General features: G+C 69.0%; 23 protein-coding genes. 10 read left to right on the top strand and 13 right to left on the bottom strand.

Features of this window, described 5'->3' with window-relative positions:
* The first annotated feature begins 29 nt into the window (after window positions 1-29).
* Window positions 30-1625: a carboxyl transferase domain-containing protein gene (locus ABZ420_RS15440; protein ID WP_357122415.1), complete on the top strand. Its 1596-nt coding sequence runs from the start codon at window positions 30-32 to the stop codon at window positions 1623-1625.
* A gap of 82 nt (window positions 1626-1707) precedes the next feature.
* A complete protein-coding gene (locus ABZ420_RS15435) occupies window positions 1708-2565 on the top strand; it encodes an aldo/keto reductase (protein WP_062968475.1) in 858 nt (285 codons plus the stop codon).
* A gap of 21 nt (window positions 2566-2586) precedes the next feature.
* On the opposite strand, the gene ABZ420_RS15430 is transcribed toward ABZ420_RS15435, so the two are convergent.
* On the bottom strand, window positions 2587-3690 hold the full coding sequence (locus ABZ420_RS15430) for an NAD(P)-binding domain-containing protein (protein ID WP_357122411.1): 1104 nt from the start codon (window positions 3688-3690) through the stop codon (window positions 2587-2589).
* Window positions 3691-3779: 89 nt separating this feature from the next.
* Here ABZ420_RS15430 and ABZ420_RS15425 point away from each other — a divergent pair, with 89 nt between their 5' ends.
* The 5 genes from ABZ420_RS15425 to ABZ420_RS15405 are packed head-to-tail and all read left to right on the top strand — an operon-like array spanning window position 3780 to window position 8463.
* Window positions 3780-4508, top strand: a complete 729-nt coding sequence (locus ABZ420_RS15425; protein WP_357122408.1) for an enoyl-CoA hydratase — start codon at window positions 3780-3782, stop codon at window positions 4506-4508.
* Window positions 4508-5650 carry an MBL fold metallo-hydrolase gene (locus ABZ420_RS15420; protein ID WP_357122442.1) on the top strand — a complete coding sequence of 381 codons (1143 nt, stop codon included), beginning with the start codon at window positions 4508-4510 and terminating at the stop codon, window positions 5648-5650. The genes ABZ420_RS15425 and ABZ420_RS15420 overlap by 1 nt, the downstream gene beginning before the upstream one ends.
* A 38-nt stretch (window positions 5651-5688) precedes the next feature.
* The gene (locus ABZ420_RS15415; protein ID WP_357122405.1) at window positions 5689-5895 is read left to right on the top strand and encodes an antitoxin; all 207 of its coding nucleotides are present in this window, start codon (window positions 5689-5691) and stop codon (window positions 5893-5895) included.
* A 47-nt stretch (window positions 5896-5942) separates the two neighbouring features.
* Window positions 5943-8243 carry an ATP-dependent DNA ligase gene (locus ABZ420_RS15410; RefSeq protein WP_357122402.1) on the top strand — a complete coding sequence of 767 codons (2301 nt, stop codon included), beginning with the start codon at window positions 5943-5945 and terminating at the stop codon, window positions 8241-8243.
* A gap of 43 nt (window positions 8244-8286) precedes the next feature.
* Entirely contained in the window at window positions 8287-8463 is a 177-nt protein-coding gene (locus ABZ420_RS15405) for an antitoxin (protein WP_245549109.1), read from the top strand.
* 42 nt (window positions 8464-8505) lie between these two features.
* On the opposite strand, the gene ABZ420_RS15400 is transcribed toward ABZ420_RS15405, so the two are convergent.
* Complete coding sequence (locus ABZ420_RS15400; protein WP_357122399.1) at window positions 8506-9150, bottom strand: isochorismatase family cysteine hydrolase; 645 nt, start codon at window positions 9148-9150, stop codon at window positions 8506-8508.
* A gap of 250 nt (window positions 9151-9400) precedes the next feature.
* Between ABZ420_RS15400 and ABZ420_RS15395 the strand changes: the two genes are divergently transcribed.
* Entirely contained in the window at window positions 9401-10657 is a 1257-nt protein-coding gene (locus ABZ420_RS15395) for a lipase family protein (protein ID WP_357122396.1), read from the top strand.
* 66 nt (window positions 10658-10723) lie between these two features.
* On the opposite strand, the gene ABZ420_RS15390 is transcribed toward ABZ420_RS15395, so the two are convergent.
* The 4 genes from ABZ420_RS15390 to ABZ420_RS15375 all read right to left on the bottom strand — a co-directional run bounded on the left by ABZ420_RS15390 (window position 10724) and on the right by ABZ420_RS15375 (window position 16452).
* Window positions 10724-11377, bottom strand: a complete 654-nt coding sequence (locus ABZ420_RS15390) for an ammonium transporter (RefSeq protein ID WP_357122393.1) — start codon at window positions 11375-11377, stop codon at window positions 10724-10726.
* Between the two features lie 678 nt (window positions 11378-12055).
* A complete protein-coding gene (locus ABZ420_RS15385) occupies window positions 12056-12793 on the bottom strand; it encodes an energy-coupling factor transporter transmembrane protein EcfT (RefSeq protein WP_357122390.1) in 738 nt (245 codons plus the stop codon).
* The gene (locus ABZ420_RS15380) at window positions 12790-14910 is read right to left on the bottom strand and encodes an ATP-binding cassette domain-containing protein (RefSeq protein ID WP_357122387.1); all 2121 of its coding nucleotides are present in this window, start codon (window positions 14908-14910) and stop codon (window positions 12790-12792) included. Before ABZ420_RS15380 ends, ABZ420_RS15385 begins: the two co-directional genes overlap by 4 nt.
* A gap of 75 nt (window positions 14911-14985) precedes the next feature.
* Entirely contained in the window at window positions 14986-16452 is a 1467-nt protein-coding gene (locus ABZ420_RS15375) for an NAD(P)/FAD-dependent oxidoreductase (protein ID WP_357122384.1), read from the bottom strand.
* Window positions 16453-16537: 85 nt separating this feature from the next.
* Here ABZ420_RS15375 and ABZ420_RS15370 point away from each other — a divergent pair, with 85 nt between their 5' ends.
* Window positions 16538-17599 carry an AraC family transcriptional regulator gene (locus ABZ420_RS15370; protein ID WP_357122381.1) on the top strand — a complete coding sequence of 354 codons (1062 nt, stop codon included), beginning with the start codon at window positions 16538-16540 and terminating at the stop codon, window positions 17597-17599.
* On the opposite strand, the gene ABZ420_RS15365 is transcribed toward ABZ420_RS15370, so the two are convergent.
* The 3 genes from ABZ420_RS15365 to ABZ420_RS15355 all read right to left on the bottom strand — a co-directional run bounded on the left by ABZ420_RS15365 (window position 17596) and on the right by ABZ420_RS15355 (window position 19732).
* The gene (locus ABZ420_RS15365; RefSeq protein WP_357122378.1) at window positions 17596-18273 is read right to left on the bottom strand and encodes a phosphodiesterase; all 678 of its coding nucleotides are present in this window, start codon (window positions 18271-18273) and stop codon (window positions 17596-17598) included. The genes ABZ420_RS15370 and ABZ420_RS15365 overlap by 4 nt on opposite strands.
* Before the next feature lie 67 nt (window positions 18274-18340).
* Entirely contained in the window at window positions 18341-19126 is a 786-nt protein-coding gene (locus ABZ420_RS15360; protein WP_357122376.1) for a metallophosphoesterase, read from the bottom strand.
* Window positions 19127-19294: 168 nt separating this feature from the next.
* Window positions 19295-19732, bottom strand: a complete 438-nt coding sequence (locus tag ABZ420_RS15355; RefSeq protein WP_357122373.1) for a MarR family transcriptional regulator — start codon at window positions 19730-19732, stop codon at window positions 19295-19297.
* Between the two features lie 51 nt (window positions 19733-19783).
* On the opposite strand from ABZ420_RS15355, the gene ABZ420_RS15350 reads away from it, so the two are divergent.
* Window positions 19784-20386 carry a TIGR03086 family metal-binding protein gene (locus tag ABZ420_RS15350; protein ID WP_357122370.1) on the top strand — a complete coding sequence of 201 codons (603 nt, stop codon included), beginning with the start codon at window positions 19784-19786 and terminating at the stop codon, window positions 20384-20386.
* Between the two features lie 374 nt (window positions 20387-20760).
* On the opposite strand, the gene ABZ420_RS15345 is transcribed toward ABZ420_RS15350, so the two are convergent.
* From ABZ420_RS15345 to ABZ420_RS15330, 4 genes are all read right to left on the bottom strand, one after another.
* Window positions 20761-21528 carry an RNA pseudouridine synthase gene (locus tag ABZ420_RS15345; protein ID WP_357122367.1) on the bottom strand — a complete coding sequence of 256 codons (768 nt, stop codon included), beginning with the start codon at window positions 21526-21528 and terminating at the stop codon, window positions 20761-20763.
* 48 nt (window positions 21529-21576) lie between these two features.
* A complete protein-coding gene (locus ABZ420_RS15340; protein WP_357122364.1) occupies window positions 21577-22587 on the bottom strand; it encodes an adenylate/guanylate cyclase domain-containing protein in 1011 nt (336 codons plus the stop codon).
* A gap of 191 nt (window positions 22588-22778) precedes the next feature.
* Complete coding sequence (locus tag ABZ420_RS15335; RefSeq protein ID WP_357122361.1) at window positions 22779-24056, bottom strand: epoxide hydrolase family protein; 1278 nt, start codon at window positions 24054-24056, stop codon at window positions 22779-22781.
* A 146-nt stretch (window positions 24057-24202) separates the two neighbouring features.
* Window positions 24203-25159 carry a type IV toxin-antitoxin system AbiEi family antitoxin domain-containing protein gene (locus ABZ420_RS15330; RefSeq protein ID WP_357122358.1) on the bottom strand — a complete coding sequence of 319 codons (957 nt, stop codon included), beginning with the start codon at window positions 25157-25159 and terminating at the stop codon, window positions 24203-24205.
* Between the last annotated feature and the right edge of the window lie 63 nt (window positions 25160-25222).

Raw genomic sequence — 25222 nt, 5'->3', positions numbered from 1 at the left:
CACCGGGTAGGGCCGGATAGGCTCGCCCGGTGCGTACTTCGGCGCGAGAGTTACTCGAGCAGCTGCTCGACACGGACTCGTTCGTCAGCTGGGATCGGCCGCCGGTGACGGTGGCCGCTTCCCCGCAGTACCGCGATGCCTTGCGAAAGGCGGTGGTCGCGGCGGGTACCGACGAATCGGTGCTCACCGGTGAAGGGCTGCTGCGCGGTCGCCGCGTGGCCGTGATCGCCTGCGAGTTCGGGTTCCTGGCCGGCTCGATCGGCGTGGCCGCTGCGGAGCGGATCGTCTCGGCGGTCGAGCTTGCCACCGAACTGGGCCTGCCGCTGGTCGCTTCGCCGACCTCCGGTGGGACCAGGATGCAGGAGGGCACCGTCGCCTTCGTGCAGATGGTGAAGATCGCCGGTGCGGTGGCGGCACACAAGTCGGCGGGTCATCCCTACGTGGTCTACCTCCGCAACCCGACGATGGGCGGCGTCTTCGCTTCCTGGGGCTCGTTGGGACACATCACGTTCGCCGAGCCCGGGGCGCTCATCGGGTTTCTCGGTCCTCGGGTCTATAAAGCCTTGTACGGCAGACCTTTTCCGGAAGGCGTGCAGACCGCGGAGAACTTGTATCGCCGCGGCGTCATCGACGGCGTGCTGACGATCCCGGTTTTCCGCCGCATCGCCCATCGCGCATTGAGCGTGTTCAGCGGCATCGAGCTGCCCGATTCAGCTGCGGTACAGTTGAATTCCGAGCGGATCGGCCCGCGGCCGCTGGGCTCGGTCGCGCCGGATCATGCTCAGGATTCTGAAAGCGTTGAAGCAGAACGACTTCGGCTGGAGGATGGGCGGGGTCGCGCCGCGGACGATCGGGTGTGGCAGTCGGTCCTCATCTCCCGCCGTCCAGAGCGTCCCGGCATCCGGGAGCTCTTACGTCATGTGACGCAACGAGTTCCGCTCAGTGGCACCGGTCAGGGCGAGTCCGATCGCACCGCCCTGCTCGCCCTCGGTCGTTTCCGGGGCAGGCCGTGCGTGGTGTTCGGGCACGACCGGCGCGGCCAGCAGGGCGAGAACACCATGGGCCCGGCGGCGCTGCGTGAGGCGCGGCGCAGCATGGCGCTTGCTCGGGAGTTGCGGCTGCCGCTGGTGCTGGTCATCGACACGGTGGGCGCCGCACTGTCGAAGGAGGCGGAGGAGCGCGGACTGGCACCCGAGATCGCCCGCTGCATCGCCGATCTGGTGACGCTGGACACCCCGACCGTCTCGGTGCTGCTCGGCCAGGGCACCGGCGGCGGCGCGCTGGCGCTGCTGCCCGCCGACCGGGTGCTCGCCGCCACGCACGCGTGGCTCGCCCCGCTGCCGCCGGAAGGAGCGAGCGCCATCGTCTTCCGCGACACCGACCATGCCGCGGAATTGGCCGCGACACAACGGATCGGTGCCGCCGACCTGCTGGACGACGGCGTGGTGGACCGGATCGTGCCGGAGTTTCCCGACGCGGCGGACGAACCGGTGGACTTCGCCCGGCGGATGGTCGCCGCGATCGCGCACGAACTGGCGACCTTGCGCGCACGGCCGGAACCGGAGTTGCTCGCGGCCCGCCGAGCGCGGTACCGGCGGCTCGGTCTGCCCGGTATGACGGGCTGAGCGCAGGTTTACCAGCAAATTGCAGGCCAACACACCAGAGCGCGTGATTGACGGTTCGCCGCCACACTTCTACCGTCGGAATGTGACCTTCAAAAGCGAGACCAGCACCGTTCCCTCGATCGTGCTGAACGACGGGAACGTGATCCCGCAGCTCGGCTTCGGCGTGTTCCAGGTACCCGCCGAGGACGTCTTCTCGGTCGTCACCACCGCGCTCGAGGTCGGCTACCGCAGCATCGACACCGCCGCGATCTACGGAAACGAGGAGGGCACCGGCCGGGCGATCCGGGAATACGGCCTGCCCCGCGACGAGATCTACGTCACCACCAAGCTGTGGAACTCCGACCAGGGCTACGACTCGACGCTGCGCGCGTTCGACGCCAGCATGCAGCGGCTCGGCCTCGACTACCTCGACCTCTACCTCATCCACTGGCCGGTGGCCGTGGCCGACCGCTTCGTGGACACCTTCCGCGCCTTCCAGGCGCTGAAGTCACAGGGCCGGGTGCGGTCGATCGGCGTCTCGAACTTCACGGTCGCGCACATCCAGCGGCTCATCGCCGAGACCGGTGAGATCCCGGTGGTGAACCAGATCGAGCTGCACCCCAGCTTGGCGCAGCGTGAACTGCGTGAGTTCCACGCCGCCAACGCGATCGCGACCGAGGCGTGGAGTCCGCTCGGACAGGGCACACTGCTCGACGACGCCACCATCGCCCAGGTGGCCGCCGAGGTCGGTCGCACGCCTGCGCAGGTGATCATCCGCTGGCATCTGCAACTGGGCAACGTCGTCATCCCGAAGTCGGTGACGCCGTCGCGGATCGCGGAGAACTTCGACGTGTTCGGCTTCGAGCTGACCGCGGAGCAGATGGACGCGATCAACGGCCTGGACAGCGGTTCGCGCATCGGCGGGGACCCGGATACGCTCACGCTCGGACTGATCGACTGACGACTCGGGCCGCGCGCACCGTCAGCGCAGTCCGAGATGCCGGGTGAGTTCCAGCGCCGCCGCGCGCCCCGCGCGATTGGCGCCCACGGTGCTGGCCGACGGCCCGTAGCCGATCAGATGGATGCGCGGATCGGCGGCTACCCGGGTGGCCAGCCGTCCCGACATGGTGATGCCGCCGCCGGGCCCGCGCAGCCGCAGCGGCGCGAGGTGGTCGAGGGCGCTGCGGAAGCCGGTGGCCCACAGGATCACGTCCGCCTGCCGAAAGGTTCCGTCGGCCCACCGCACGCCGCCGGGCTCGATGCGCTCGAACATCGGCAGTCGGGTGAGCGCGCCGCGAGCTCGTGCCGCGCGTAACCGGTCGTCGAGCGGCAGCCCGGTGACCGAGACCACCGATCCCGGCGGCAGCCCGCGTCGGACCCGGTCCTCGACCAGCGCGACCGCGGCTCGCCCCGCCGCTTCGGTGAACGGCCCCTCGCGGAAGCGCGGCGGTGTTCTCGTGACCCAGGTCGTCGAGGTGACCTGGGAGATCTCGTCGAGCAGCTGAACGGCCGATATGCCGCCGCCGACCACCACGACGTGCTTGCCCGCGAACTCCACGGCACTGTGGTAGTCGTGGGTGTGCAGCTGGCGACCGGTGAACGTCTGCGCGCCGGGATAGTGCGGAACGAACGGATTCTCCCAGGTGCCGGTGCAGTTGATCAGGCCGCGAACCCGGATGAGGCCGGCCGCGTCGGTCTCCGCGCGGAGCACCGCGCCGCGATCGGCCGGGTCGCCTTCCTCGGTGCGATCACAGACCACGGTGACCGATACCCGGCGGTGAACGCGCAGGTCGAACCGCTTCTCATACAGCTCGTAGTAGTGCGGCACAGCGGATGCCGCGGGCGCGGACGACGAACCCGGCGGCAAGGTCTCGGCGAACGACATGCCGGGCAGGTCGTGCACCCGGTTGACCGTGTCCAAGGTGAGGGAGGGCCAGCGGAACTGCCACGCGCCGCCGGGCCCGGGGGAGCGATCGACGAGCAGGAAGTGCCGTTCGGGCCGCAGCCCGAGGCGCTGGAGGTGGTAACCGGCCGACAGTCCCGCCTGACCAGCGCCGATCACCAATATGTCGAAGTCGGTCGGCACAGCCGGTGATCGTATCGCCCGGCGCGGAATGGGTAGTCCCCTGTGGCAGAGTGAAGAGATCAGACGGACCGTTCAGTCGGGGAGGTCGCATGCTCGGGGTCAGCCGGGACGGTGACGTGGTCACCATCGAACTTCAGCGGGAAGAGCGCCGCAACGCGCTCAACCACGAACTCGTGACGCTGCTGCGCGAGGCCGTGCTCGCCGCTGTCGCCGACCAGGCGCGAGTCATCGTGTTGACCGGGCGAGGTCCGGTCTTCAGTGCCGGCGCCGATCTGTCCGGGGTGTATTCCGGCGATTTCCTGTCCGGGTGGCTGGAAACGCTGCACACCATCGAATCCGTGCCCATCCCGGTGATTTCGGCGATCAACGGCGCCGCGATCGGGGCGGGCGTGCAACTGGCGCTCGCTTCGGACCTGCGGGTGGTCTCGCCGGAGGCGTACATCGCCATTCCCGCGGCGAAACTGGGCATCAGCGTGGATCGGTGGACCGTGCGCAGATTGGTCGCCTTGATCGGCGGCGGTCCGGCGCGCACGGTGCTGCTGGGCGCCGAACAGATATCGGCCGCGGACGCCTATGCCTTCGGATTCGCCAACCGGATCGGTACGGCGTCCGACGCGCAGGCTTGGGGCAAGCAGATCGCGGCATTGGCTCCGTTGTCCCTGCGGCACATGAAGCTGGTGCTCAATGATGACGGAACGCGTGATCCGGAAACCGCGCAGCAGCGCGCCGCGCTGGAGGCCGCGTGGACGAGCGAGGATGCCAAGGAGGGTCGTTTGGCCAGGCAGGAAAAGCGCGCCGCGAAATTCGTGGGGCGATGATGGACATCAGACGCATCGCGGGCGCCGCGGCGGGCACGCTCGGCATCACCTGGGTGGTCCGGGCGATATGGGACATCCCTTCGGCGATGGGCGCTTCGATCTCGGCGATCCAGCCGTACGCGGTGGGCGCGGCGACCTATCGCGACCGCCAGTTCCACAACACCGAGCCCAGTAGCCAGGTGGTCGCGGGTTCGGCTCCCTCGCTGCTGGTCTCGGCATTGACCCAGCGCAACGCGGGCAGGCCGCGGGGTCCCATCCCGCTGCGGACGCCGCAGCAGCCGACCGCGGCGTCCGCGCTCGCCGTCACCTGGTACGGCCACGCCACGACGCTGGTCGAGGTCGACGGGTACCGCATTCTCACCGATCCGGTGTGGAGCGAGCGGGTTTCGCCGTCGGCGCTGGTCGGGCCCGCGCGGCTGCATCCGGTGCCGCAGCCGCTGGCCGACCTGCCCCCGATCGACGCGGTGCTCATCTCGCACGATCATTACGACCACCTGGACAAGTGGACCGTGCGGGAGCTGGTGGCACGCCAGAGCGCGCCGTTCCTTGTTCCGATCGGTATCGGCGCCCACTTGCGGCACTGGGGTGTGCCGGAGGATCGCATCGTCGAATTGGACTGGGGCGGTTCGGTGTCGCTCACCGAACTCGGCCGAGACCGCGACGGCGTGGATCTCGTGCTCACCTGCACGGAGGCACGGCATTTCTCGGGGCGTGGCCTGCTGCGCAACACCACGTTGTGGGCCTCGTGGTCGATCGTCGGGCCGACGCGGCGCGCCTACTTCGGGGGCGACACCGGCTACACCAAGGCGTTCGCCGAGGCGGGCGCGGCGCTCGGTCCGTTCGACCTGACGCTGCTGCCGATCGGCGCCTACGACGAACGCTGGCCGGATGTGCACATGAATCCCGAGGAGGCGGTCCGGGCACACGCCGACCTGTGCGGCGGGAATGCCGGTTACGGATTGCTGGTGCCCATTCACTGGGCCACCTTCAATCTCGCCTTCCACGGCTGGTCCGAGCCGGTCCGGCGCATGGTGGCAGCGGCGCGGGCGGCGGGCACCGAGGTCGCGGTGCCCGTGCCCGGGCAGCGTGTGGACCCGTCGAGTGCCCCACCTGCGGATTCTTGGTGGGAGAATGTGGAGTGAACGACTTCTGCTAGTTGGCGACAGGAAGGATCACGGCGATGAGTTTCGCGGATACGGTCAAGGGCCTGGTCGACAAGGGTAAGGACGCGGCGGCCAAGAACGCCGACAAGATCAATACAGCGGTGGACAAGGCCGGTGACTTCATCGACCAGAAGACGCACGGCAAGTACACCGACAAGATCGCCAAGGGCAAGGAGGCCGCCAAGAAGGTGGTCCCGCCGGACCAGTCCGGACCGCACGCCTGAGCGAGCGGCGGAGGCCACGACCGGGTCTCCGCCGCTACACTTCGGATATGGTGGCCCGCCGCGAGTTCGGTGGTATCGAGGTTGACCTGAGCAACCTCGACAAGGTGTTGTACCCGGCCACCGGAACCACCAAAGGCGAAGTCATCGCCTACTATTCGGCGATCGCGCCTGCCATGCTGCCGCATGTCGCCGGGCGGGCGGTCACCCGCAAGCGCTGGCCCAACGGCGTCGACGAACCGTCCTTCTTCGAGAAGAATCTTCCGTCGCACGCCCCCTCCTGGATGCAGCGGCGCACCCTGCGGCATTCCGATCGCAAGGTCGTCTACCCCCTGATCGATTCCGAAGCCGGGCTGGCCTGGCTCGCGCAGCAGGCCGCGCTGGAAGTGCATGTGCCGCAGTGGTGTTTCGACGGCGACGACATGGGCCCGGCCACCAGGCTGGTCTTCGATCTGGACCCGGGCGAGGGAGTCGGGCTCGCCGAATGCGCCGAGGTGGCGCTCGCGGTGCGCGAGATGGTCGAGGGCATCGGTCTGCGCACGTTCCCGGTGACCAGCGGCAGCAAGGGAATCCACCTCTACGTGCCGCTGGATCGCGAACTGAGTTCGGACGGCGCCTCCACCGTGGCGAAACAGGTGGCCACCAATCTGCAACGGCTGCGCCCGAACCTGGTCACGGCGACGATGGCGAAGGCGGCTCGCGGCGGCAAGGTCTTCCTCGACTGGAGCCAGAACAACGCTGCCAAGACCACCATCGCGCCCTACTCGATGCGTGGGCGGCCGGAGCCGAACGTCGCCGCACCACGCACCTGGAAAGAGATCGAGAACCGGAAGAAGCTGCGGCATCTGCGGTTCGACGAAGTACTCGCCAGATACCGATCGGACGGCGATCTGCTCGCCGACCTGGATGCGCCACCCGCGGGAAACGGCTCGTCCGCAGCGGGAGCGGGCCCGGACGCGTTGACGAAGTACCGATCGATGCGGGATCCGTCCCGCACGCCCGAGCCCGTTCCCGTGCGGCCACCCGCGCCGGGGACGGACAACCGCTACGTCGTGCAGGAGCACCACGCGCGGCGCCTGCACTGGGATGTGCGGCTGGAGCGCGATGGGGTCCTGGTGTCCTGGGCGGTGCCGAAGGGCCCGCCGACCTCTCCCGAGCAGAACCGCCTCGCCGTGCACACCGAGGACCATCCGATGGAGTATCTCGACTTCCACGGAGCCATCCCGAAGGGCGAGTACGGCGCGGGCGAGATGACGATCTGGGACTCCGGCACCTACGAGACCGAGAAGTGGCGCGACGACGAGGTCATCGTGCGGTTCCACGGTAAGCGGCTCACCGGCCGGTACGCGCTGATCCAAACCAACGGCAACCAATGGCTGATGCATCTGATGCGGGAGGGGAACGGAGCCGAACCGCAGGCGCCGCCGCAGCAGTCGTCGGGCCGGATCATTCGTCCCACCGACGGGCCCTCGCCGCTTCCGCGCGGCCTGTCGCCGATGCTCGCGACGCGCGGTGACGTAGCCGATCTCGGCGCGGACGAGTGGTGCTTCGAGACGAAGTGGGACGGCTTCCGGCTGATCGCCGAGATCGACTCCGGCGCGATCACGTTGCACAGCCGGGCGGGCAACGTCGTGACCGACCGCTATCCGCGCATCGCGGCGCTGCGGCGGGAATTGGCCGGGCATCGGGTGGTGCTGGACGGCGAGGCCGTCGTCTTCGATGATCACGGCGTCGCGAACCTCGGCCTGCTGCAAGCCGACGCGGCGCGGGCGGTGTTCGTCGCGTTCGACGTGCTGTACCTGGACGGAACGTCGCTGCTGCGCAAAAGATATTCCGATCGCCGCAGGGTGCTGGAGGCGCTCGCCGCGAACGCGCCGTCGATGGTGGTGCCGCCACGACTGGACGGCTCGGGCGCCGAGGCCTTGCGCTACAGCCAGGAGCACGGGCTGGAGGGCATTGTCGCGAAACGCAAGGATTCGGTGTATCTGCCGGGTAAGCGCGGGCATGCCTGGGTGAAGGAGCGCAACTGGCGCACTCAGCAGGTGCTGATCGGCGGGTGGCGGCGCAGCACGGCGCGAGAGTTCAAATCGCTGCTGGTCGGTATTCCGCACGACGGCAGGCTGGTCTACGTCGGACGGGTCGGCACCGGGTTCGACGACTCGGCCATGCGGGAGCTGGCCGCGCGGCTGCGCAAGCTGGAGCGCAAGACCTCGCCGTTCGACAACGACCTCACCGCCGAGGAACGCAAGGAGGCGGTGTGGGTGACGCCGAAACTCGGTGGCACCGTGCGGTTCATGAACTGGACCGAGACGGGCCGGTTGTGGCATCCGGCTTGGCTGGGCGCTGGGTAGGGTTGTCTCGCGGTTGTTCCCAGCGCGAAACGAGGAGTGCACGGTGGACTTCAAGAACCTGGCGGGTAAGGCGATGGACCTGGCCCAGAAGAACGCGGACAAGCTGGACGCGGTCATCGACAAGGCGGGCGACCTCGTCGACGAGAAGACGGGCGACAAGTTCACGAGCCAGGTCGACGCCGCCCAGGACGCGGCCAAGAAAGCCCTGCGGGAGAAGTGAGCGTCGAACGGGACCCGGTCGTGGCCCGGGTCCCGTTCCGGGTCAGTTGCCGCCCGCGAGCAGCGGGGTGATGGTGGCGATGTCGGTCACCAGCGCGTGGCCCTGGAATTCGAAATCCGCGTAGGCCCGAGCCATGGCCTCCTTGTCCCGGCCGCCGACCGCGTCGCTGATCACCACAGGGACGAATCCGAGATCGGTGGAATGCGCGACCGTGGGCGCGATGCCGATCTCCAGGGCGACGCCCGCGATCGCGTAGGCGCCGATGCGCAGATCGCGCAGGGTAGCGGCCAGCGGAGTCCCTTCGAAGGCCGACATCGACGTCTTGTCGAACACCACCTCGTCCGCGCGCGGCCGCAGCTCGGGAACCAGCTCGAAGGCCGGGGTGTCGCGCTGCAGGATGAAGCGCACCTCGTCCACCGAATCCACCTGCTGCCAGCTCATGGCCATGCGCAGCGCGAATGCTCCGCTCAGCCGCTCCGGCAGGAAGAAATGGCGCAGGAAGATCACGGGGTAGCCACCCGAGCGCGCCGCGTCGACCACCCGAACCACCCGCTCGATGATCTCCGGGCCGTCCGGCAACTGGCTGAGCACGCCGACCTGCATGTCGTAGACGATCACCGCCATCCGGTCGGGCGCGCACACGTCGGCGAGTCCCTCGGGGATGTCCAGTCCGTTGCCATGCCGCATGCTCGGCTACTCCTCTTCGTTGCGCTCGCGCTGTGGGCGGGGTGACGCCGGACAGCTATTCGATTGCGCCAGGGACGTTTTGGCCAACACTGTAACCAGCCCCGCGGACAGCGGCGGCGGTGGGTGTGACCTGCGATCGTCCGTTGCCGAGTCCGCCCGCCCAGCAGTACCGTTGAGGTCTGGAGGCCAGGTGAACCGGCGCCGACCGCACCGGGACACTCACCGCCTCGCCGGGACTGGGGAGGCCCTGATGAAGGATGTGCACGCAGCGCCTGTCACCGCGCAGGCGAGCAACCGCCCGGTGCGCACCGCGATCCTGGGGATCGCGCTGTCCGCGCTGATCGCTCTCGCCGCCGTCCCGGCGGCACACGCCGAGCTACCCCCGCCGGACCACGACCCGTTCTACGCGGCCCCCGCGGACCTCGAGCGCTACCCCAACGGCGCCGTGCTGGAATCCCGCCCGATCGCCTTGTTCGGCCTCTCCCTGCCTGTTTCGGCATGGCAGGTGAAGTATCGCAGCACCGACGCGAGCGACGATCCCGTGGCCGACGTGGCGACCGTGATGGTCCCCATGCTGCCGTGGTTCGGCCCGGGCGCCCGGCCCCTGCTGTCGTATCAGGTGCCCGAGGACAGTCTCGGCACGCGGTGCGCGCCGTCGTTCGCGCTGCGCGGCGGCTGGGACAGCGGCGCGGTGAACACCCTCATCGACACGCCGTTCATGGCGGAGGCACTGCGGCGCGGGTGGGCGGTGGTGGCAGGCGACTACGAGGGTCCGCGTTCGCGGTTCCTGGACGGGGTGAACTCCGGACGCGGCGTGCTGGATGGCATCCGGGCGGCCCGTGATCTTCCGCAGGCCGGGCTCGGGCCCGCGACGCCCATCGGCGCCTGGGGCTATTCGGGCGGCGCGTTCGCAACGCTGTGGGCGGCGCAGATGCAGCCGTGGTACGCGCCGGACGTCCGGTTCGCGGGCATCACCTCGGGTGGCGTTCCGGCGGACTGGCCCGCCATAGCGCGCGAGGCGGACGGCACCATGCAGGCCGGGCTGGCGTTGCTGATCCTGTTCGCCATCGCGCGCAACGATCCTGGCAACGGTGTGCTGGCGTTGCTCAACGATCGGGGGCGCGCGGCGCTGGCCGAGAATGCCACCATGTGCGGGTCCGACCTGGTGCCGAAGTACGTCGGTGCTCGGGTCGACGACTTCGCCGTCGTTCCGGATCTGCTGTCGCATCCGGCTTTCCGCGCCGCGACCGACGCCCAGGAACTCGGCGGCAGTGCGCCGGAGACGCCGATGTACCTGTACCACAGCCGCACCGACGACGTGATCCCCGTGGCGGGCTTCACGGACCTGGTCGGCCGGTACTGCGCGCAGGGAGCGGCGATCACCTCGGTGCACTCGATGCTGCCCACTCACAACCCGGCGGCGATCGGTGAGGCGCCGGGCGCGATGAACTTTCTGGGCGATCGGTTCGCGGGTCTGCCGGTGGCCGCCGGATGCCGGGAGCGGTGAGTGGACGACCGGCAGAAGCGCACCGAATCGCGGTCGATTCGGTGCGCGTAGTGCCCGGGGCACCGGTCAGTTCTGCGAACGCCCGGTGGCGTCCATCCACTTGGTGCTGCCGGGCGCGGCGGCCAGCGTGCTGATCAGATCGATACCGGCGATGATCAGGGCCGGTCCGCCGACGACGATGGTGCCGATGACGCCGCCGATACCCGCGCCGGCGAGCACAGTGGCGATACCGACGGGTCCGCCGATGAGGCCCGTCAGACCGACGAGCGCTCCGATCACCGTGCCGATGAATCCTCCGACCGCGGTGGCGATGCCGAACTGCGACAGGAAGGCGTCCATCGCGCGCTGGTTCTCGAACGGCGACGCGACCGGCGTGGCGGCGCGGCGCGCCTGCGCCGCGTCCTTGACGACGGTCAGTTCCAGCACCCGGCCCGCGTCCCGCACCACGTGGGACATGGGGTATTCGAGCCCGTCCTGCCGGAACGCGAGCGGCAGCGTGACCGCGACCTCACCCGCCGCGTCCTTGATGTCGACGGCGTCGCCGCGCACCTCGAACGTGCCCGCGGTGAGCGTCGTGACGACCTTGTTCCCGATCAGCTCGGCTTGGTAGCCGATGTCCGGAACCGCTGTCGCGCCCGGTTCCGCGTGCGCGACACCGGATCCCACCGTGAGCGCGGCGACCAGTGGCACGACAGCGGCAGTGACTTTCCGCAGAATCATTTCTCGGTTTCCAATCTTCATCAGGCTTCGAGCAATAGAGAACGCGGCGCACGCCGAATTTCCTTCCCCCATCGGCGTGTACATCCGTGATGTGATCCAAAAGACAGTTACTTCCGAGTGATAACTGTACTGTGGCCGAAGGGGTTTGGGACACGAATTCAGAGGGTAATCTTCCGTCTTTGTCCAGTGGCTATGTTATAGCTTTCCGCTATTTATTGATCGAGCAATGCGGGCGTTCGAATGGGGCCGGTCGGGTTTCATCCGGGCGGTGGGGTGCGATCTTCGAATCGAAGCACTGCATCTGAAGCATGCGTACGCGGTTGTACGCCAGGTGTAATCTCCAGTACGGCAGTGTCTTTCGCGAGACTCGGGACGCGTGCGAGGGGAGGGGCGCGGCGTGGCCATGATCCGGGCGGCCGAGTCGTGGCGTGGGCAGGCGGGCGGGCGGCGCTGGACCGGGTCGACGGCTACCGTTCCCGCCGAGGGCGGTACGTGAACTGCCGACAGCGCTTTCCGTGACATCGCCCGGGGTCTATCTCGAGTGAAACCAGTCGGTTTGCAAATGTTCAGCGAATCCGCACCCGGAATTCCGCCCCGCGAACCATTAGGGGCCGCGACCGACCGAGACCCGGTTTCTTCACCCGCTCCCGCTCGGCCCCGTCACTTCTCTCGCGCGTATCAGAGCAGCAAGTGCAGTGCGACGGAGCCGAGACAGACGCCGAAGACGAGCACGAGAGCGAGAGCGTCGCGCAGGCCGGGAGCGTTGGGATGGGCGGTGAGTTGCCCGGTGCCACCGCGTGCGGTGATCGCCTCACCCAGTTCACCGGCCCGCCGGGTGGCCACCGCCATGGCCGCGGTGAGGATGTCGATGAGCGGGTTGTCGACCGCGCGGGCGAGCATGCGGTCCTTGGGGCGGAGGCGACGGGCGGCGCGCAGCACCCGGATCTCCTCCATGAGCAACGGCAGACCGCGGAGGGTGAGCGCGACGACGACAGCCAATTCGTCCACCGGCATCCTGAGCCTGCGCAACGGCGCGCCCAGTTTGGCGAGGGCGGGCGCGACGTCACCCATCGGTGTGGTCCACGCGATGAGGAACGAAGCGGTGACCAGGATCAGGGTGAAGATCGCGATCTGCGCGTAGCGCAGCACCGCCGCACCGCCGACGGGGACCGTGAGCAGGCCGCCGACGACGAACAGCGCCCAGAACCACCAGGGCGGGCGCGGCAGCGTGCCGAGCGGCAGCCGGGCGACGACGCCGACGATCACCAGGAACCCCGTCATCACGGCGAGCACCGGCCAGGACGGCAGGAACATCAGCACCAGGCTGATCAGGAAAACGCCGATGATCTTGGTGCCCGCCCACAGCCGGTGCACCGGACTGGCGACCGGCACTTGACGCAGCAGAACGGTGCTCATCCTCGACCTCCGTGCTCGAACCGCCAGGCCGATTCACCGGGCGCGTGCAGCGCTCCGGAGTCGGCGCGCGCGGCCACGTTGCTCGGCACCGGTGTAGCCACCCACGCGGATTCCGCGCTCAGGATGCGTCCCGATCGCAGGTGCACCGTGCGGTCACACACCGCCGCCATGTCGGCCACGTCGTGCGAGATGACGATCAGCGTCAAACCGGCATCCCGGAGCCGGGCCAGCAGTTCCACGATGTCGGCTCGGCCCTCGGGGTCGAGTCCGGCCAGCGGTTCGTCGAGCACGACCACTTGTGGATGGCTGGCCACGATCGCGGCGAGCACCACCCGTTTGGCCTGGCCGCCGCTGAGTTCCTCGATCGAGCGTGCGGCCAGCGACCGGTCCAGCCCGACCGCGTCCAGCGCGCGCCCGACCGCGCCTGAGCCGGTGGCGCGTCCGCCCCAGTCCGCGATCTCCGCGCCGACGGTCTGCTTCTGCAATTGCAGGCGGGAATGCTGGAACGCGAGCCCGACCCCGCCGATCTGCTTGCCGACCGGCTTCCCGCGCAGTTCGCACCGGCCGGAACTCGGTTCGATCAGGCCGGCCATGATCCAGGCCAGGGTGGACTTGCCCGAGCCGTTCCCGCCGACGACGAGCAGCGCTTCGCCCTGCCGGACGGACAGGTCGACGCCGTGCAGGGCGGGCGCCTCCCACGGCGTCGCGCGGTTGTAGGTGTGCCGGACATCGCGCAGTTCGAGAACCGGTTCACCCATCGGCCTGCGGCGCGCGGCGCGTGCCGGACGGGGCCACGCGGGCAGGTGCGCGACCGTCCGTCCACCGGACAGGTGCACGACCCGGTCCGCCGCCGCGGCATCGGCTTCGTGGTGGGTCACCAGGACCACCGCCATCGGGTGGCGTTTCGGCAGGCCCGCGAGCAGTTCCACCAGTTCCCCGCGTCCGTCCGGATCGATCATGGAGGTCGCCTCGTCGGCGATCAGCAGTGCGGGCCGCCGGGCCAGTGCCGCCGCGACCGCCAGCCGCTGCTGCTGACCACCGGAGAGCGTCGCGGTCTCCTTGCCGCCCATCCCGGCGAGACCGACCTCGCTCAGCAGTCCTTCCACGTCGACCTCGGCGGCCAGGTCCGCGGACAATCCCCACACCACGTCGTCGGCGACGAGCACGCCGAGGGTCTGGCTCTCCGGTCGCTGCAACACCAGCGCCGTGCCGCCCAACCGTCCCAGTCCGGCCGAGCCGGGCCGCCGCACCGACCCCGAGGTGGGCGGCAGACCGGCCAGCAACCGGGTCAGCGTGGACTTGCCCGAGCCGTTGTGCCCCACCACGGCGACGAATTCCCCGACCTCGACGGTGAGGTCGACGTCGTTGAGCGCGTCGCGACGGGCGCCGGGGTAGCGGAACCCGGCGTTTTGCAGCGTGACCGGCAGCGGTGCGACGGGCCGGTCGTCGAGCGGTGCGTCGAGCCGGTCCCGCCCGGGCAGCCAGTCGAGCCGGTCCAGCACCGAGCCCAGGACATACCAGGAGCACACCCCGGTGGCCATCATGCCGAGCGCGACGCCGCCGCCCAGCCACACCCACCACGAGCGCAGCACGGCGTCGGCCAGATCCGCCACGACCCGCCCGAGCGGAGTCACGCCCACCTGGGCGGCGAGATCCTGCAGGCCGCGCGCGCCGTTGCGGATGTTGTCGAAGACCAGCTCGCGCGCGCTCGACAGCACGAGCAGCGAACCGACCGCGAGCGCGGCCCACACCAGCCCGGTGAGCAGCGAGAGTCCCAGCACCGCGACGAGCCCGCCGCCGCGCCGCTTCACGGTGCCGATGATGCCGCCCATGGTGGCCGAGGCGACCAGCACCGTCGCCGACGCCATACCGGCCGCCACGAAGGTGACCAGCGTGGCGGCGATGGTCGCGGTGATCAGGGCGCGCGGCCGGAAGCGATGCGCGATCAGCCCGATCGGGACCGCCGCGACCAACTGCAGCGCGCCGGCGAACGGAATAACCGATCCGATGGTCACCAGCCCGACGGTGGCTCCACCGAGCACGGCGCCGGTGGCCAGCTCGATCGGACGCAGCGGCCCGCGCTGCTCCGATGCGCCCGGACGGGCCAGTTCATTCACAGCACAAGTCTGCCAGCCCGGCGGGCGGTGCCGGGTCGAGTCTCATCCGAGCGGGACCGGCAGCCGTGCGATTCGTCACGAGACCGGGTCGAGGGTGTAGTGGCGGGGATCGAAGCGCCGGGTGCGGCGGCGGTAGCTGTTCTGCGAGCCGGGCCAGTTGTTGGTGATGCGGCCCGCGGAATTGCGGTACCAGCTCGCGCAGAAGTTCCACGGGGTGCGGGCCAGGCGTTGCTGGAGCGCGGCGTTGTAGTCCTCCTCCAGGTCCGCCCGGACGTCGACACAGTGGCCGGGGTGGTCGGCGAGCCACCGCACCGCCTGACGGATGTAGCGGGTCTGCGACTCGATCATGTAGATGATCGAGCCGACGCCGAGGTTGGTGTTCGGCCCGTAGACCAGGAAGAGGTTCGGGAAGTCGGGCACCGCGATGCCGTAGTACGCGTGCGCGCCGTCGGCCCAGGCGTCGGCCAGCCTGCGGCCCCCGCGACCGTAGACCTCCATCGGCCACAGGAACTCCGTGCCCTTGAAGCCGGTGCCGTAGATGATCACGTCCACCTCGTGGGTCGCACCGTCGGCGGTGCGTACGCCCCGCGGGGTGATCTCGCTGATAGCGGTGGTCTCCACCCGCGCGTTCGGCTGGGTGAGCGCGGGATAGTAGTCGTTGGAGAACAGCGCGCGTTTGCACCCGATCGGGTAGTCCGGGGTGAGTTTCGCGCGCAGCTGTGGATCCTCGACCTGCTCGGCCAGGTGCCGGGAGGCGATGCGGGCCACCCACCGGGCGATGGCGGGGACCTCGACCAGTCCTAGCGAGACGAACTCCGCGATCGACCACCACCCGAATCGTTCGGCCAGCAGCGCGCCGGGCATCCGCGCGAACAGGTTGTGCTGGATCGGCGAGTAGTCGGTGTCGAACTTGGGGATCACCCAGGCCGGTGTGCGCTGGAAAAGCGTGAGATGGGCGACCTCGGGCTGGATCTCGGGGATGTACTGGACAGCGCTCGCTCCGGTGCCGACGCAGGCGACGCGTTTGCCGCGGAGGTCGACGTCGTGGTCCCACTCGGCCGAATGGAACGACGGGCCCGCGAAGGTGTCGATGCCGGGTATGGCGGGCAGGGACGGACGCGACAGCTGACCCACCGCCGAGATCAGCACGTCCACGACGTGACTGTCCCCGTCGGCGGTGCGGACGGTCCACCGGCCGGTGGCGTCGTCGAATTCGGCGTCGGTGACGCCGGCGCCGAAGCGGATCGCCGACAGCACACCGTGCCGCTCGGCGACGCCGCGTAGGTAGGCGTGGATGGCGGCACGCCCCGAGTACCGCTGCGGCCAGTCCGGCTTGGGTTCGAACGAATACGAGTACAGCGGTGAGGGGACGTCGCACGCCGCACCAGGATAGGTGTTCTCCCGCCACACCCCGCCGAGGTCGGCGGCCCGTTCCAGCACGGTGATGTCGTCGAAGCCGTTGCGGCGCAACTCGATCGCCATGCCGATGCCGCCGAATCCCGCGCCGATGATGAGGATCGACGGCCGACCGCGCGTTGTCATGTGACACTCCTCACTCCGACCGTAGCTTTCTCCACTGTAGGAGCCGCCGTGACGTCGCATAGAGAAATTCGGCCATAATGTCCGCGTGGAGCGGGTACAGGATCCGGATATCCGCGATTGGAATTTTCCGCGCGGCGTGGCCAGCGTGGCGCTGATGGTCGGCTACGCGGCCGAACACGGCGTGCCCGCGGCGCGCATGCTGCACGGCACCGCGCTGACCGAGCAGCAACTGCGCGATCCGGACGCGCAGATCGATGCGCACACCGAACTGGCGGTCATCCGCAACCTCGTTCGCGAACTCGCAGGCCGTCCCGCGCTGGGCGTCGAGGTGGGCCGCCGCTACCGGATCACCACCTTCGGCATCTTCGGCTTCGCCTGCGTCAGCAGCCCGACGCTGGGGGAGGCGATCAGCTTCGCGCTGCGCTACCTGGACCTCAGCTTCACCTTCTGCCTACCGGTGGCCGAGTGGGGCCAGAACGAGTTCGTCGCGGTGGTGCACGACGAGTCGGTGCCGACGGATGTGCGCCAGTTCCTCGTCGAACGCGACGTCACCGCGATGCATCAGGTGATGAGCGATCTGCTCGGCACGCGCCTGCCGCTGACCAGGGCCGAATTCCGTTTTCCCGCACCGGGCTACGCCGATCGGATCGCGGACGTCACCCTGGTGGCCCCGCGGTTCGACATGCCGCGCAACCTGTTCGCCATCGAACCCATGTTGCTGGAGCAGCCGTTGCCGCAGGCCAACGAGCACACCTGGGCGATGTGCCTGGCGCAGTGCCGGGAGTTGGTGCACCGCCGCAGGGCCCGCACCGGCATCGCGGCCGAGGTGCGCGAGCGCTTGGTCCCGCGCGGCGGCGCGGACGGGTTCGCCGCGCCGCCCGGCATCGACGCGGTGGCGAACGATCTCAACATGAGCACGCGCACGCTGCGCAGGCATCTGGACGCGGCGGGCACCAGCTATCGCGCGTTGCTGGACGAGGTGCGGCGTGCTCTGGCCGAGGAAATGCTCACCGCCACACCGCTGTCGGTGAGCGATGTCGCGATCCGCCTCGGTTACGCCGAAGCCTCGACATTCATCTTCGCCTTCAAGCGGTGGACCGGTAACACCCCGGCCGCCTATCGCCGCGAACGCGTCGTCCGGCGCTAAGCCCCTTCGCCGCGGCCGCTGCGGCTGCCCGTGTAGGCCAGTTCGCGGATCTTGCCGATGGCTTTGGGGAACAACTCCACCTCGGCCGGGTGGTTGAGCATCGGATCGAAGTAATCCGTGCGGTGCTCGGCGGATTCGGCGGGCCGCAGCGTGATTTCGGCGACCCGCCAGGTGGGTCCGCCGAGACGGCCCGCGCTGAGGGTGAAGCTCACCAGATCCTCGTTCAGATGGGCTTGCATCGCCTCGAGCGACGCCGAAGCGGGCTGCACACCGTCCGGCTCGGCGAAGAACCAGGTCGGCGCGGAGTTGCTGATCCGGTAGGGCATCAGGCAGCCGTAGCGCGCGCTGGCCCAGCCGCGCGCCGGGGTGATCACCAGCCGGCCCAGCGATCCCTGCCCCGTGGTGGCCAGCGCGAAGTCCCAGGGCTCGTCGTCCCGGTCGAGTACTCGGAACGCGAGGCCGAGCACGTCGGGCAGGCCGTTCGGTAGTCCGACGCCCTTGGACAGCCGCGCGATCACCGCGCGTTCGCCGCTGCCGAACAGCGGCTCGAACTCTGGTTCGGCGTGCAGACGACCGGCCAGGTGCAACCCGTTCGGGTGGAACACCCGCGCATGCCGGATCCGCGCTCCGGTCGCGAACGCGCTCTTCACCACTGCGGCTGGCAGGTCGACCATGGTGCATCCTCCCGGGTAGGCGTCTCGTGCCCTCCGATTGCCCCGGTTGGTGCCGGGTAAACAGCGCTCAAGCCGGTTGCACGCCGATCCGGCCGCCCATCGGAACGGTCCGGAAATGGGTGGTGAGCCGGTGATCGTCGCCGATGACGTGCAGCGAGATCGTCGGGTCCGGCGCGTAGTCCATGACGTGGTCGGGCAGGTCGAGTTCCCATTCGCCGCTGAGCACCGACGCGGTGCTCGGGCCGACCAGCAGCGGGCGTCCCCCGAACGTGGTCGTCGCGGCGGAATGCGCGTGCCCGGTGAGTACGGCGACGATCCGGTCGTCACCGGCCACCAGGTCGGCGAGCCGCTGGGGATCGGCGAGGGAGATCCCGTCGACGATCGGGCTGTACAGGTGCGCGGGCGGGTGGTGCAGGGCGAGCAGGATCGGTTTGGCAGGGGGCGCGGCGTCGAGTACGCCGCTCAGCCAACGGTAGGTCTCCTCGGCGAGTCGTCCGCCGGGCTCCCCGGGAATGCTCGAATCCAAGAGCGCGAGGGTGAGATCACCGATTCGGTGCGAGCGGTTGATGGGAGCGTCGGAGGCGGGCTCGCCGAGTAAGGCGATACGGAAGCCCGCGCGGTCGTCGTGGTTGCCGGGGATGGCGTACACCGGGATCTCGGTGTCGAACGCGAGTTTGGCCTCCGCGTACTGCTCGGCTTTGCCGGAATCGGTGATGTCGCCGGTCACGAGGATGGCGTCGGGCTTGTGGCGCAACCCGGCGAAGAACTCCATCACCCGCTGGACACGCTGGGCGTTGCGGGCGCCGAGATCGAAATGGGTGTCGCTGACCTGAGCCACCAGGATCATCGGCATTCGCTTTCGCTAGGGGTTCGCTGCATTGCGTCAGAGAGTGCGCGCGCTGCGGCTGCCGCACGTCATCAGGCTAGTTGACCTGCGCATTACGAGTCGTCATGACGCTCGCCACCATGCGAATGGTGCTCGTAGATGTGTGTCCCAGGACACAATATGTGCGGTTCGCGGTCAGGATTTGGACTGCTCGGATACCGCTGCGGAGAGGGTGCGCAGGGCGCGCACGAACGCTCGGCGGTCCTGGGCGGGGAGTTGCTCCAGCAGTTTCTCCTCGCCGGTTTGGATGTCGCGCTGAACGCGGTCGCGGAGGGCGCGGCCCTCGTCGGTCAGCGACACCAGGTTGACCCGCCGGTCGGACGGGTCCGGTTCACGCGTGATCAGGCCTCGGCGCTGCAACTCGTCCAGTACGCCGATGATGCGGGTCTTGTCCGCGCCGATCGCCTTGGCCAGCGCCGCCTGGGTGTAGACCGGTTCCGCATCCAGGCCGAGCAGGACGGAGTAGCCCCACATGGATAGTTCGTGGCGCTCCAGGATGGGCGTTTCCGCGGCGATGAGCGCCCGCACGAGCGGCACGATCATCGCGGCCAGATCGGGACGAGCGTTGGGCATGGACCGACGATACTGCTTGGAAAATCGTAAGCTTAAGCATACGATATGCACATGCTTACTGACTCCATGAAAGAATTGCGCGACCAGCACGCTCGGTCGGTTCGAGCGAGCGTGCAGGCCGTGGCCCGCGTGCGTCCCGATCAACTGGATTCCGGAACACCCTGCGCCGGTTGGCGCCTCCGTGACCTGCTGGAACACATGATCGCGCAGAATCACGGCTTCGCCGCCGCCGCGCGGGGCAGCGGCGATCCCGATGTCTGGGCCGTTCGCGCCTCCGACGATCCGGTCGCCGACTATCGCGCCTCGGCCGACGACGTGCTCGCGGGCTTCGCCGCAGAGGACGTCTTCGAGCGCGCACTGCTGCTGCCGGAAGTCCTGCCCGATCGCGGCATCCCGGCCCACTTGGCGATCGGTTTCCACCTCGTGGACAGCGTCGTCCACGCCTGGGATGTAGCGCGTTCGATCGGCGAAACCATCACCCTCGATCCCGACGTGGCCGAAGCGGCGTTGCGCATCGCTCTCGCAGTCCCCGACGGGCCCGAACGCACCGCCCCCGGCGCAGCCTTCGCCCCGGCACTGTCCGTTCCGGAGGAAACCCCGACCCTCGACCAGATCCTTTTGCTCCTCGGCCGCTCGCCGAACTGGCCGAACTGACCTGCTGACGCGGATTTCCACTCGCGGCCGCGCGCCGACTCGACCGAATTGACCTGCTGATGCGGATCTTCGCTCATCGGCCCCGCGCCGAACTGACCTACTGACGTGGACCTCCGCGCGGCTGCCCTTACCGGCCGCGTGCATCCGGGCGTTGCCTGGGGATGACTGTGGACCAATCGCCAGCCGCCGTTCATCGCTCTGGGGTGAGCGGTGGGAACGTTGGTTTGCCCGAACGACCCCTCCCTGGGGGGCAGCCGCCGGCCAGGTCGCGGCCGTACCAGCCGGAGACCAGGCACGGAGGCAGGCACAAGGAAGCGGTTCGGCGCTAGACGCTCAGGCGAGGAGGCCGCGACCGGTACGGAGGGAAGGTGGCGCTAGCCGAGCGTCCGCAGCGCGTGGGCAGCGCGTCCGAGGGCGGCCGGTTCGGCGGGTTCGTCCAGCGGGCGCCAGAAATCGGGGTCCGGCTCGGCGGTCAACGCCAGTTCCGGCGGGGTGCGCCACGAGGCGGCGAGGCCGAGATGCCAAGAGTGCAGGTAGGTCCGGGCAGGGGCGCCGGAGCGGTCGAACAACGGGTCGCCGACTATCGGGTGTCCGGTCCAGGCCAGGTGGACGCGGATCTGGTGGCGGCGGCCGGTCACCGGGCGCAGCGCGAGAACGGTGTGCGCCGGGCCGCGTAGCACCGTCGCGAACCGGGTGAGCGAGGGGTAGTTCTTGGCGGGCAGCAGGTCGGCGTCGTCGACGAACCAGCGGCCCGCCTCGTGGCGGATGCTTTCGCGGGGCGCCGCGATCCGCACCCGGTTCTTGCGGCCCACACTCAGCGGCAGATCGAATACGCCGGTATCGGGCAGGCCGGTGCCGGCCACGACGGCCAGGTACGCCTTCTCGGCGGTCTGCTTGTTGAACTGCCTGGTCAGCTCGCCGTGCGCGCGCAGTTCCTTCGCGAACAGGATCAGGCCGGAGGTCACCTTGTCGATCCGGTGCACCGGATACAGCGTTTCCCCCGCTTCGGCGGCCAGTTCGACGAGGTCGGTGTCGTGGCGCTCGCCGGTGACGGAGATCCCGGCAGGTTTGTGCAGGGCCAGGATCGCCGCGTCCTCTTCGACGAGACAACGGGCGCGTAGCTGTGACCAGTCCTTGTCCACCGGACGAGCCTAGGGCGGCCGTCCGCGGCGGGCGGCACGCGGTCTCGGCTACCTGCCGTTCTTGCCGTTGCGGCGCAGCAGGTGCGGGCGCAGCCGGTTGAAGCCGCGCACCCGGACGCTGCGCAGGTGCCTGATGGCGAATGCCGGGTCGCCCTCCAGCGCGGCGGCGGCGTGGTCATCGATCAGGACGGTGCCCGGCCGGGCGACGCCGGTAAGCCTGGAGGCGATGTTCACGACCGAGCCGTACAGGTCCCCGAAGCGTTGCAGGACCGGGCCGTAGGCGACAGCGACCCGCAGGTCCGGGGTGCCGCCGACCATCATGGTCGACTCCTGGATGGCCAGGGCGATGCGGGCGGCCTCGGTGGCGGTTTCCGTGGCGAACATGACTTCGTCGCCCACGTTCTTGATCACCCATCCGCCGTTCTCGGTGATGGCGGCGGTGGTGGTGGATTCGAACGCCTCGAGCAGCATGGACAGCTCGTCGGGATGCAGATGCCTGGTCAGCCTGGTGTAGCCGACCATGTCGGCGAAACCGACGGCCAGTTCCCGCACCGTCTCACCGGCGCTGGTCCCCGGGTCGAGCGAGCGCGACAGGGCCGCGGCGAGATGGCGCCGCCAGGCGTAGATGTTCAACTGCTCCAGCGTGGCGATGGCGCCCTCGGTGGCGGTGCGCACCGCCTGCTCGGGGTCGGTACCGGGCTCGGCTCGGGCGATTCGCTCCTCGATCTCCGCCAGCACCAGGTCGACCTGCCATTCCGCCAGGCGTGCCATGCCCTGGCCGAGCGTGCGCACGGTCGCCGACTGTTGCTTGGTGTCGGCCGAGGACAACACGTTCAGCTGCTCGAAGTCGCGCACCGCCGCGACGTCGGCGTCGGCGTAGTCGACCGCTTCGTCGCCGATGCTCGACGGAAAACCGAGCGCGATCCACAATCGCTTGGTGAGCGCCGTCGTCGTCCCCGACTGCTCGGCGACCTCGGTGCGGTTGTACCGGCGCGCTCCGTCGAGCAGGTAGGACTCGACGACCGATCGCACCAACTCGGACCTCTCGGTGGGCACCATGATCGGTACCTTACGGGGCGAATCCGGTGAGCCGGCTTTCCTTGGGGCAGTTCACATACTCACCGCGCCGTCTTCGGTCCCGTGCTGCCGGCAGGCACATCTCGGTGAAACCCGGAACTGCCGCCCGGGCGCGGTGCGGCCGGTCCGCGTGTGCGCGCATGCAGGCCGCGTCGGGTTGCGAACGACTTCGATCAGCGCCTGATTCCGGACGTGGATGGCGTGCGCCCACGGAAGGTACGGCGCAGATCCTCGACCCATCGGTCCGGTATCTCCCAGGGGATGAAGTGACCACCTCGATCGTGAACGGTGAGGTTGACGTGGTTGTACCAATCGCCCCGGTCGCTGTCGACGAAGGCCTGCACACGACGGTCGGTGGTGACGCCGGGCGGGTTCTCGTAGCCGACGAAGGTGATGCCGGTTGGGGCCTCGATCGGGGGCTGCCGGTCGTGCGATGGCGTCCACGGATAGCGATTGTTGTTGGCGTAGGTGCGGATCGACGTGCCGATCGAATTGGTGACCCAGAAGATCATCGCGTGGGTGAGCAGGTCGTCCTTGTCGAAGACGGACTCGATGTCGCCGCCGTTGTCACTCCAGCTCACCCAGCGTTGCAGGATCCAAGCGAGCAGCCCGGCGGGTGAATCGGACAACCCGTAGGCGAGGGTGCTCGGTTCGAGCACATGTGCGGCCAGATGGACGGCGAAACGTCGTTCCAGTTCGATGATCCGGTCGTGCACAACTGCGGGTAAGCCCTCCGGGATGGGTCTGCCGCCACTGATGTCCCAACCCCGGTCGCCGTCGAACAAGGTGAGTTTCTGGCCGGAGCCGATGTGGATGCCGTACAGCTCGTCGGCGTACTTGTGCCCTAGCTGCCCGGTGACCAGGGCGCCGACGTCGCAGCCCGCCGCGGCGTATTTCGTATGGCCGAGCGTCTCGGTCATGAGGACGTGCCAGAGGTCGGCGACCTTCCAGAAGTTCATGTCCGGGTTGTGTGGCAGCGGTGCGGAGAAGCCGAATCCGGGAAACGACGGGACGATCACATCGAAGGCGTCGGCCGGGTCGCCGCCGAATGCCGCGGGGTCGGCCAGCGGATCGACCACCTTCGCCCAATGCCAGAAGGTCCAGGGCCACCCATGGGTGAGGATCAGCGGCGTCGGGTCGGGCCCCACGCCCGGCTTCCGCATGAAATGCACCGGTACCCCGTCGACCTCGACGAAGTAGTGCGCATAGGCATTGATCGCGGCCTCGGCGGCACGCCAGTCGTAACCGGTGCGCCAGTACTCGACCAGCTCCTGCAGATAGCCTCGCGACACACCGTAGGACCAGTCCTCGTTGCCCGCGTCGACCGGCCAGCGCGTCAGTTCCAGCCGTTGCCGAAGGTCGGCGAGCACGTCGTCGGATACCTGAATGGGCGTGGGGAGCAGCGGGAACGGCCGCGTCTCGACTCCGCGCGCGGAAGGCTTTTGACTCACCGGACCAGTATGCTCCGGGCGTTTTCCGCGTTCGGTGCGTGTTTCGAGGGGGCGGTACGCCGCCGGTTCCCGCAGCGGCCCGAGCTCTGGCCGGGCGATGGCTTCCGGACGTTCGGTCGGCACCGTCGGTTCGGTGGGCGGGCTGCTCATGGCTTGGGGGTCGGGGTCCAGTAGCCGGTGCGACGCTTGTCGGCGGCTGCGCGGATGGCCGCGCGGAAGCGTTCGGCCAGGCGGGTGGGAGCCGAAAGGTCGTCCCAGCGCCAGCGGACCACCACCCAGCCGAGGGCACGGAGCCTGGCTTCGCGCTCCTGCTCCGCTGTGATGATCTGTGCGGCGGGCACCGGGCCGCGGGGTGTGGCTCGACGGTCGATCGTTCCGTCGAACTCGCCGATCACGCCGAGGTCGGGGAACAGGAAATCCACGCGGCCGACGCAGATCTCGTCGTCGGAGAAGACCCGGGCCTGCACCTGGGGAGCGGGGAGACCGGCCTGGTGCAGCAGGATCCGGCCGCGGGATTCGCCGACGCCCTCGCTGCGGCCGTCCAGGAAATCGAGGACGAGGGAGGCTCGGCGGCAGCCGGGCCGGTGCCGGGCGCGGCGAAGGTGTTCGCGCAATTCCGTCGTGGTCGTCAGCCCCTGGCGCAGCGCGGAATCCCCGACCGCGACCGACTGTTCGAACCCTTCCGAGCGAGCGATATCGAGGACCGTCCGCGCCGGGGTGGTCACTCGTATGTCGTCGACCAGGGTGATCTCATCGGGTTCGACCTGCGCCGAATGGACCACGACCCGTCTGCTCAGCCGACCGCCGTTGATCCGGTTCCTGGTGAGGTGGACGCGGTCGAGCGAAATGCCCCAGATCGCCATGCCGTGCAGAACCGCCGCCGAACAGTGGCTCGTGATGGCGGAGTCGGACGTGGACTCCGCGGTCGCCAGCGTCATCAGCAGATGCCTGCCGGTCTCGCCCAGACCGGAGCCCGGCGAGCTCAGATAGTGCCCGGCGCGCAGGCGCTGCCATTGCCCGGTTCTGCACAGCCGGTGCAGCGCCTTGTCGGACAGCCCGGAGGCCAGTGCTTGCCGACGTGAGATCAGTTGCGGTGCTTCCATACCGACGATCGTGATCGTCCGGCGACCCCGGAGTACCCGCCGCGGCGGTGAATGTGGATAACA

The organism is Nocardia sp. NPDC005745, from assembly GCF_040630775.1.
In the GTDB taxonomy this organism is placed as follows: domain Bacteria; phylum Actinomycetota; class Actinomycetes; order Mycobacteriales; family Mycobacteriaceae; genus Nocardia.
Note: the sequence above shows the minus strand (reverse complement) of the source record. Positions and strands in the feature narration are given on the sequence as shown.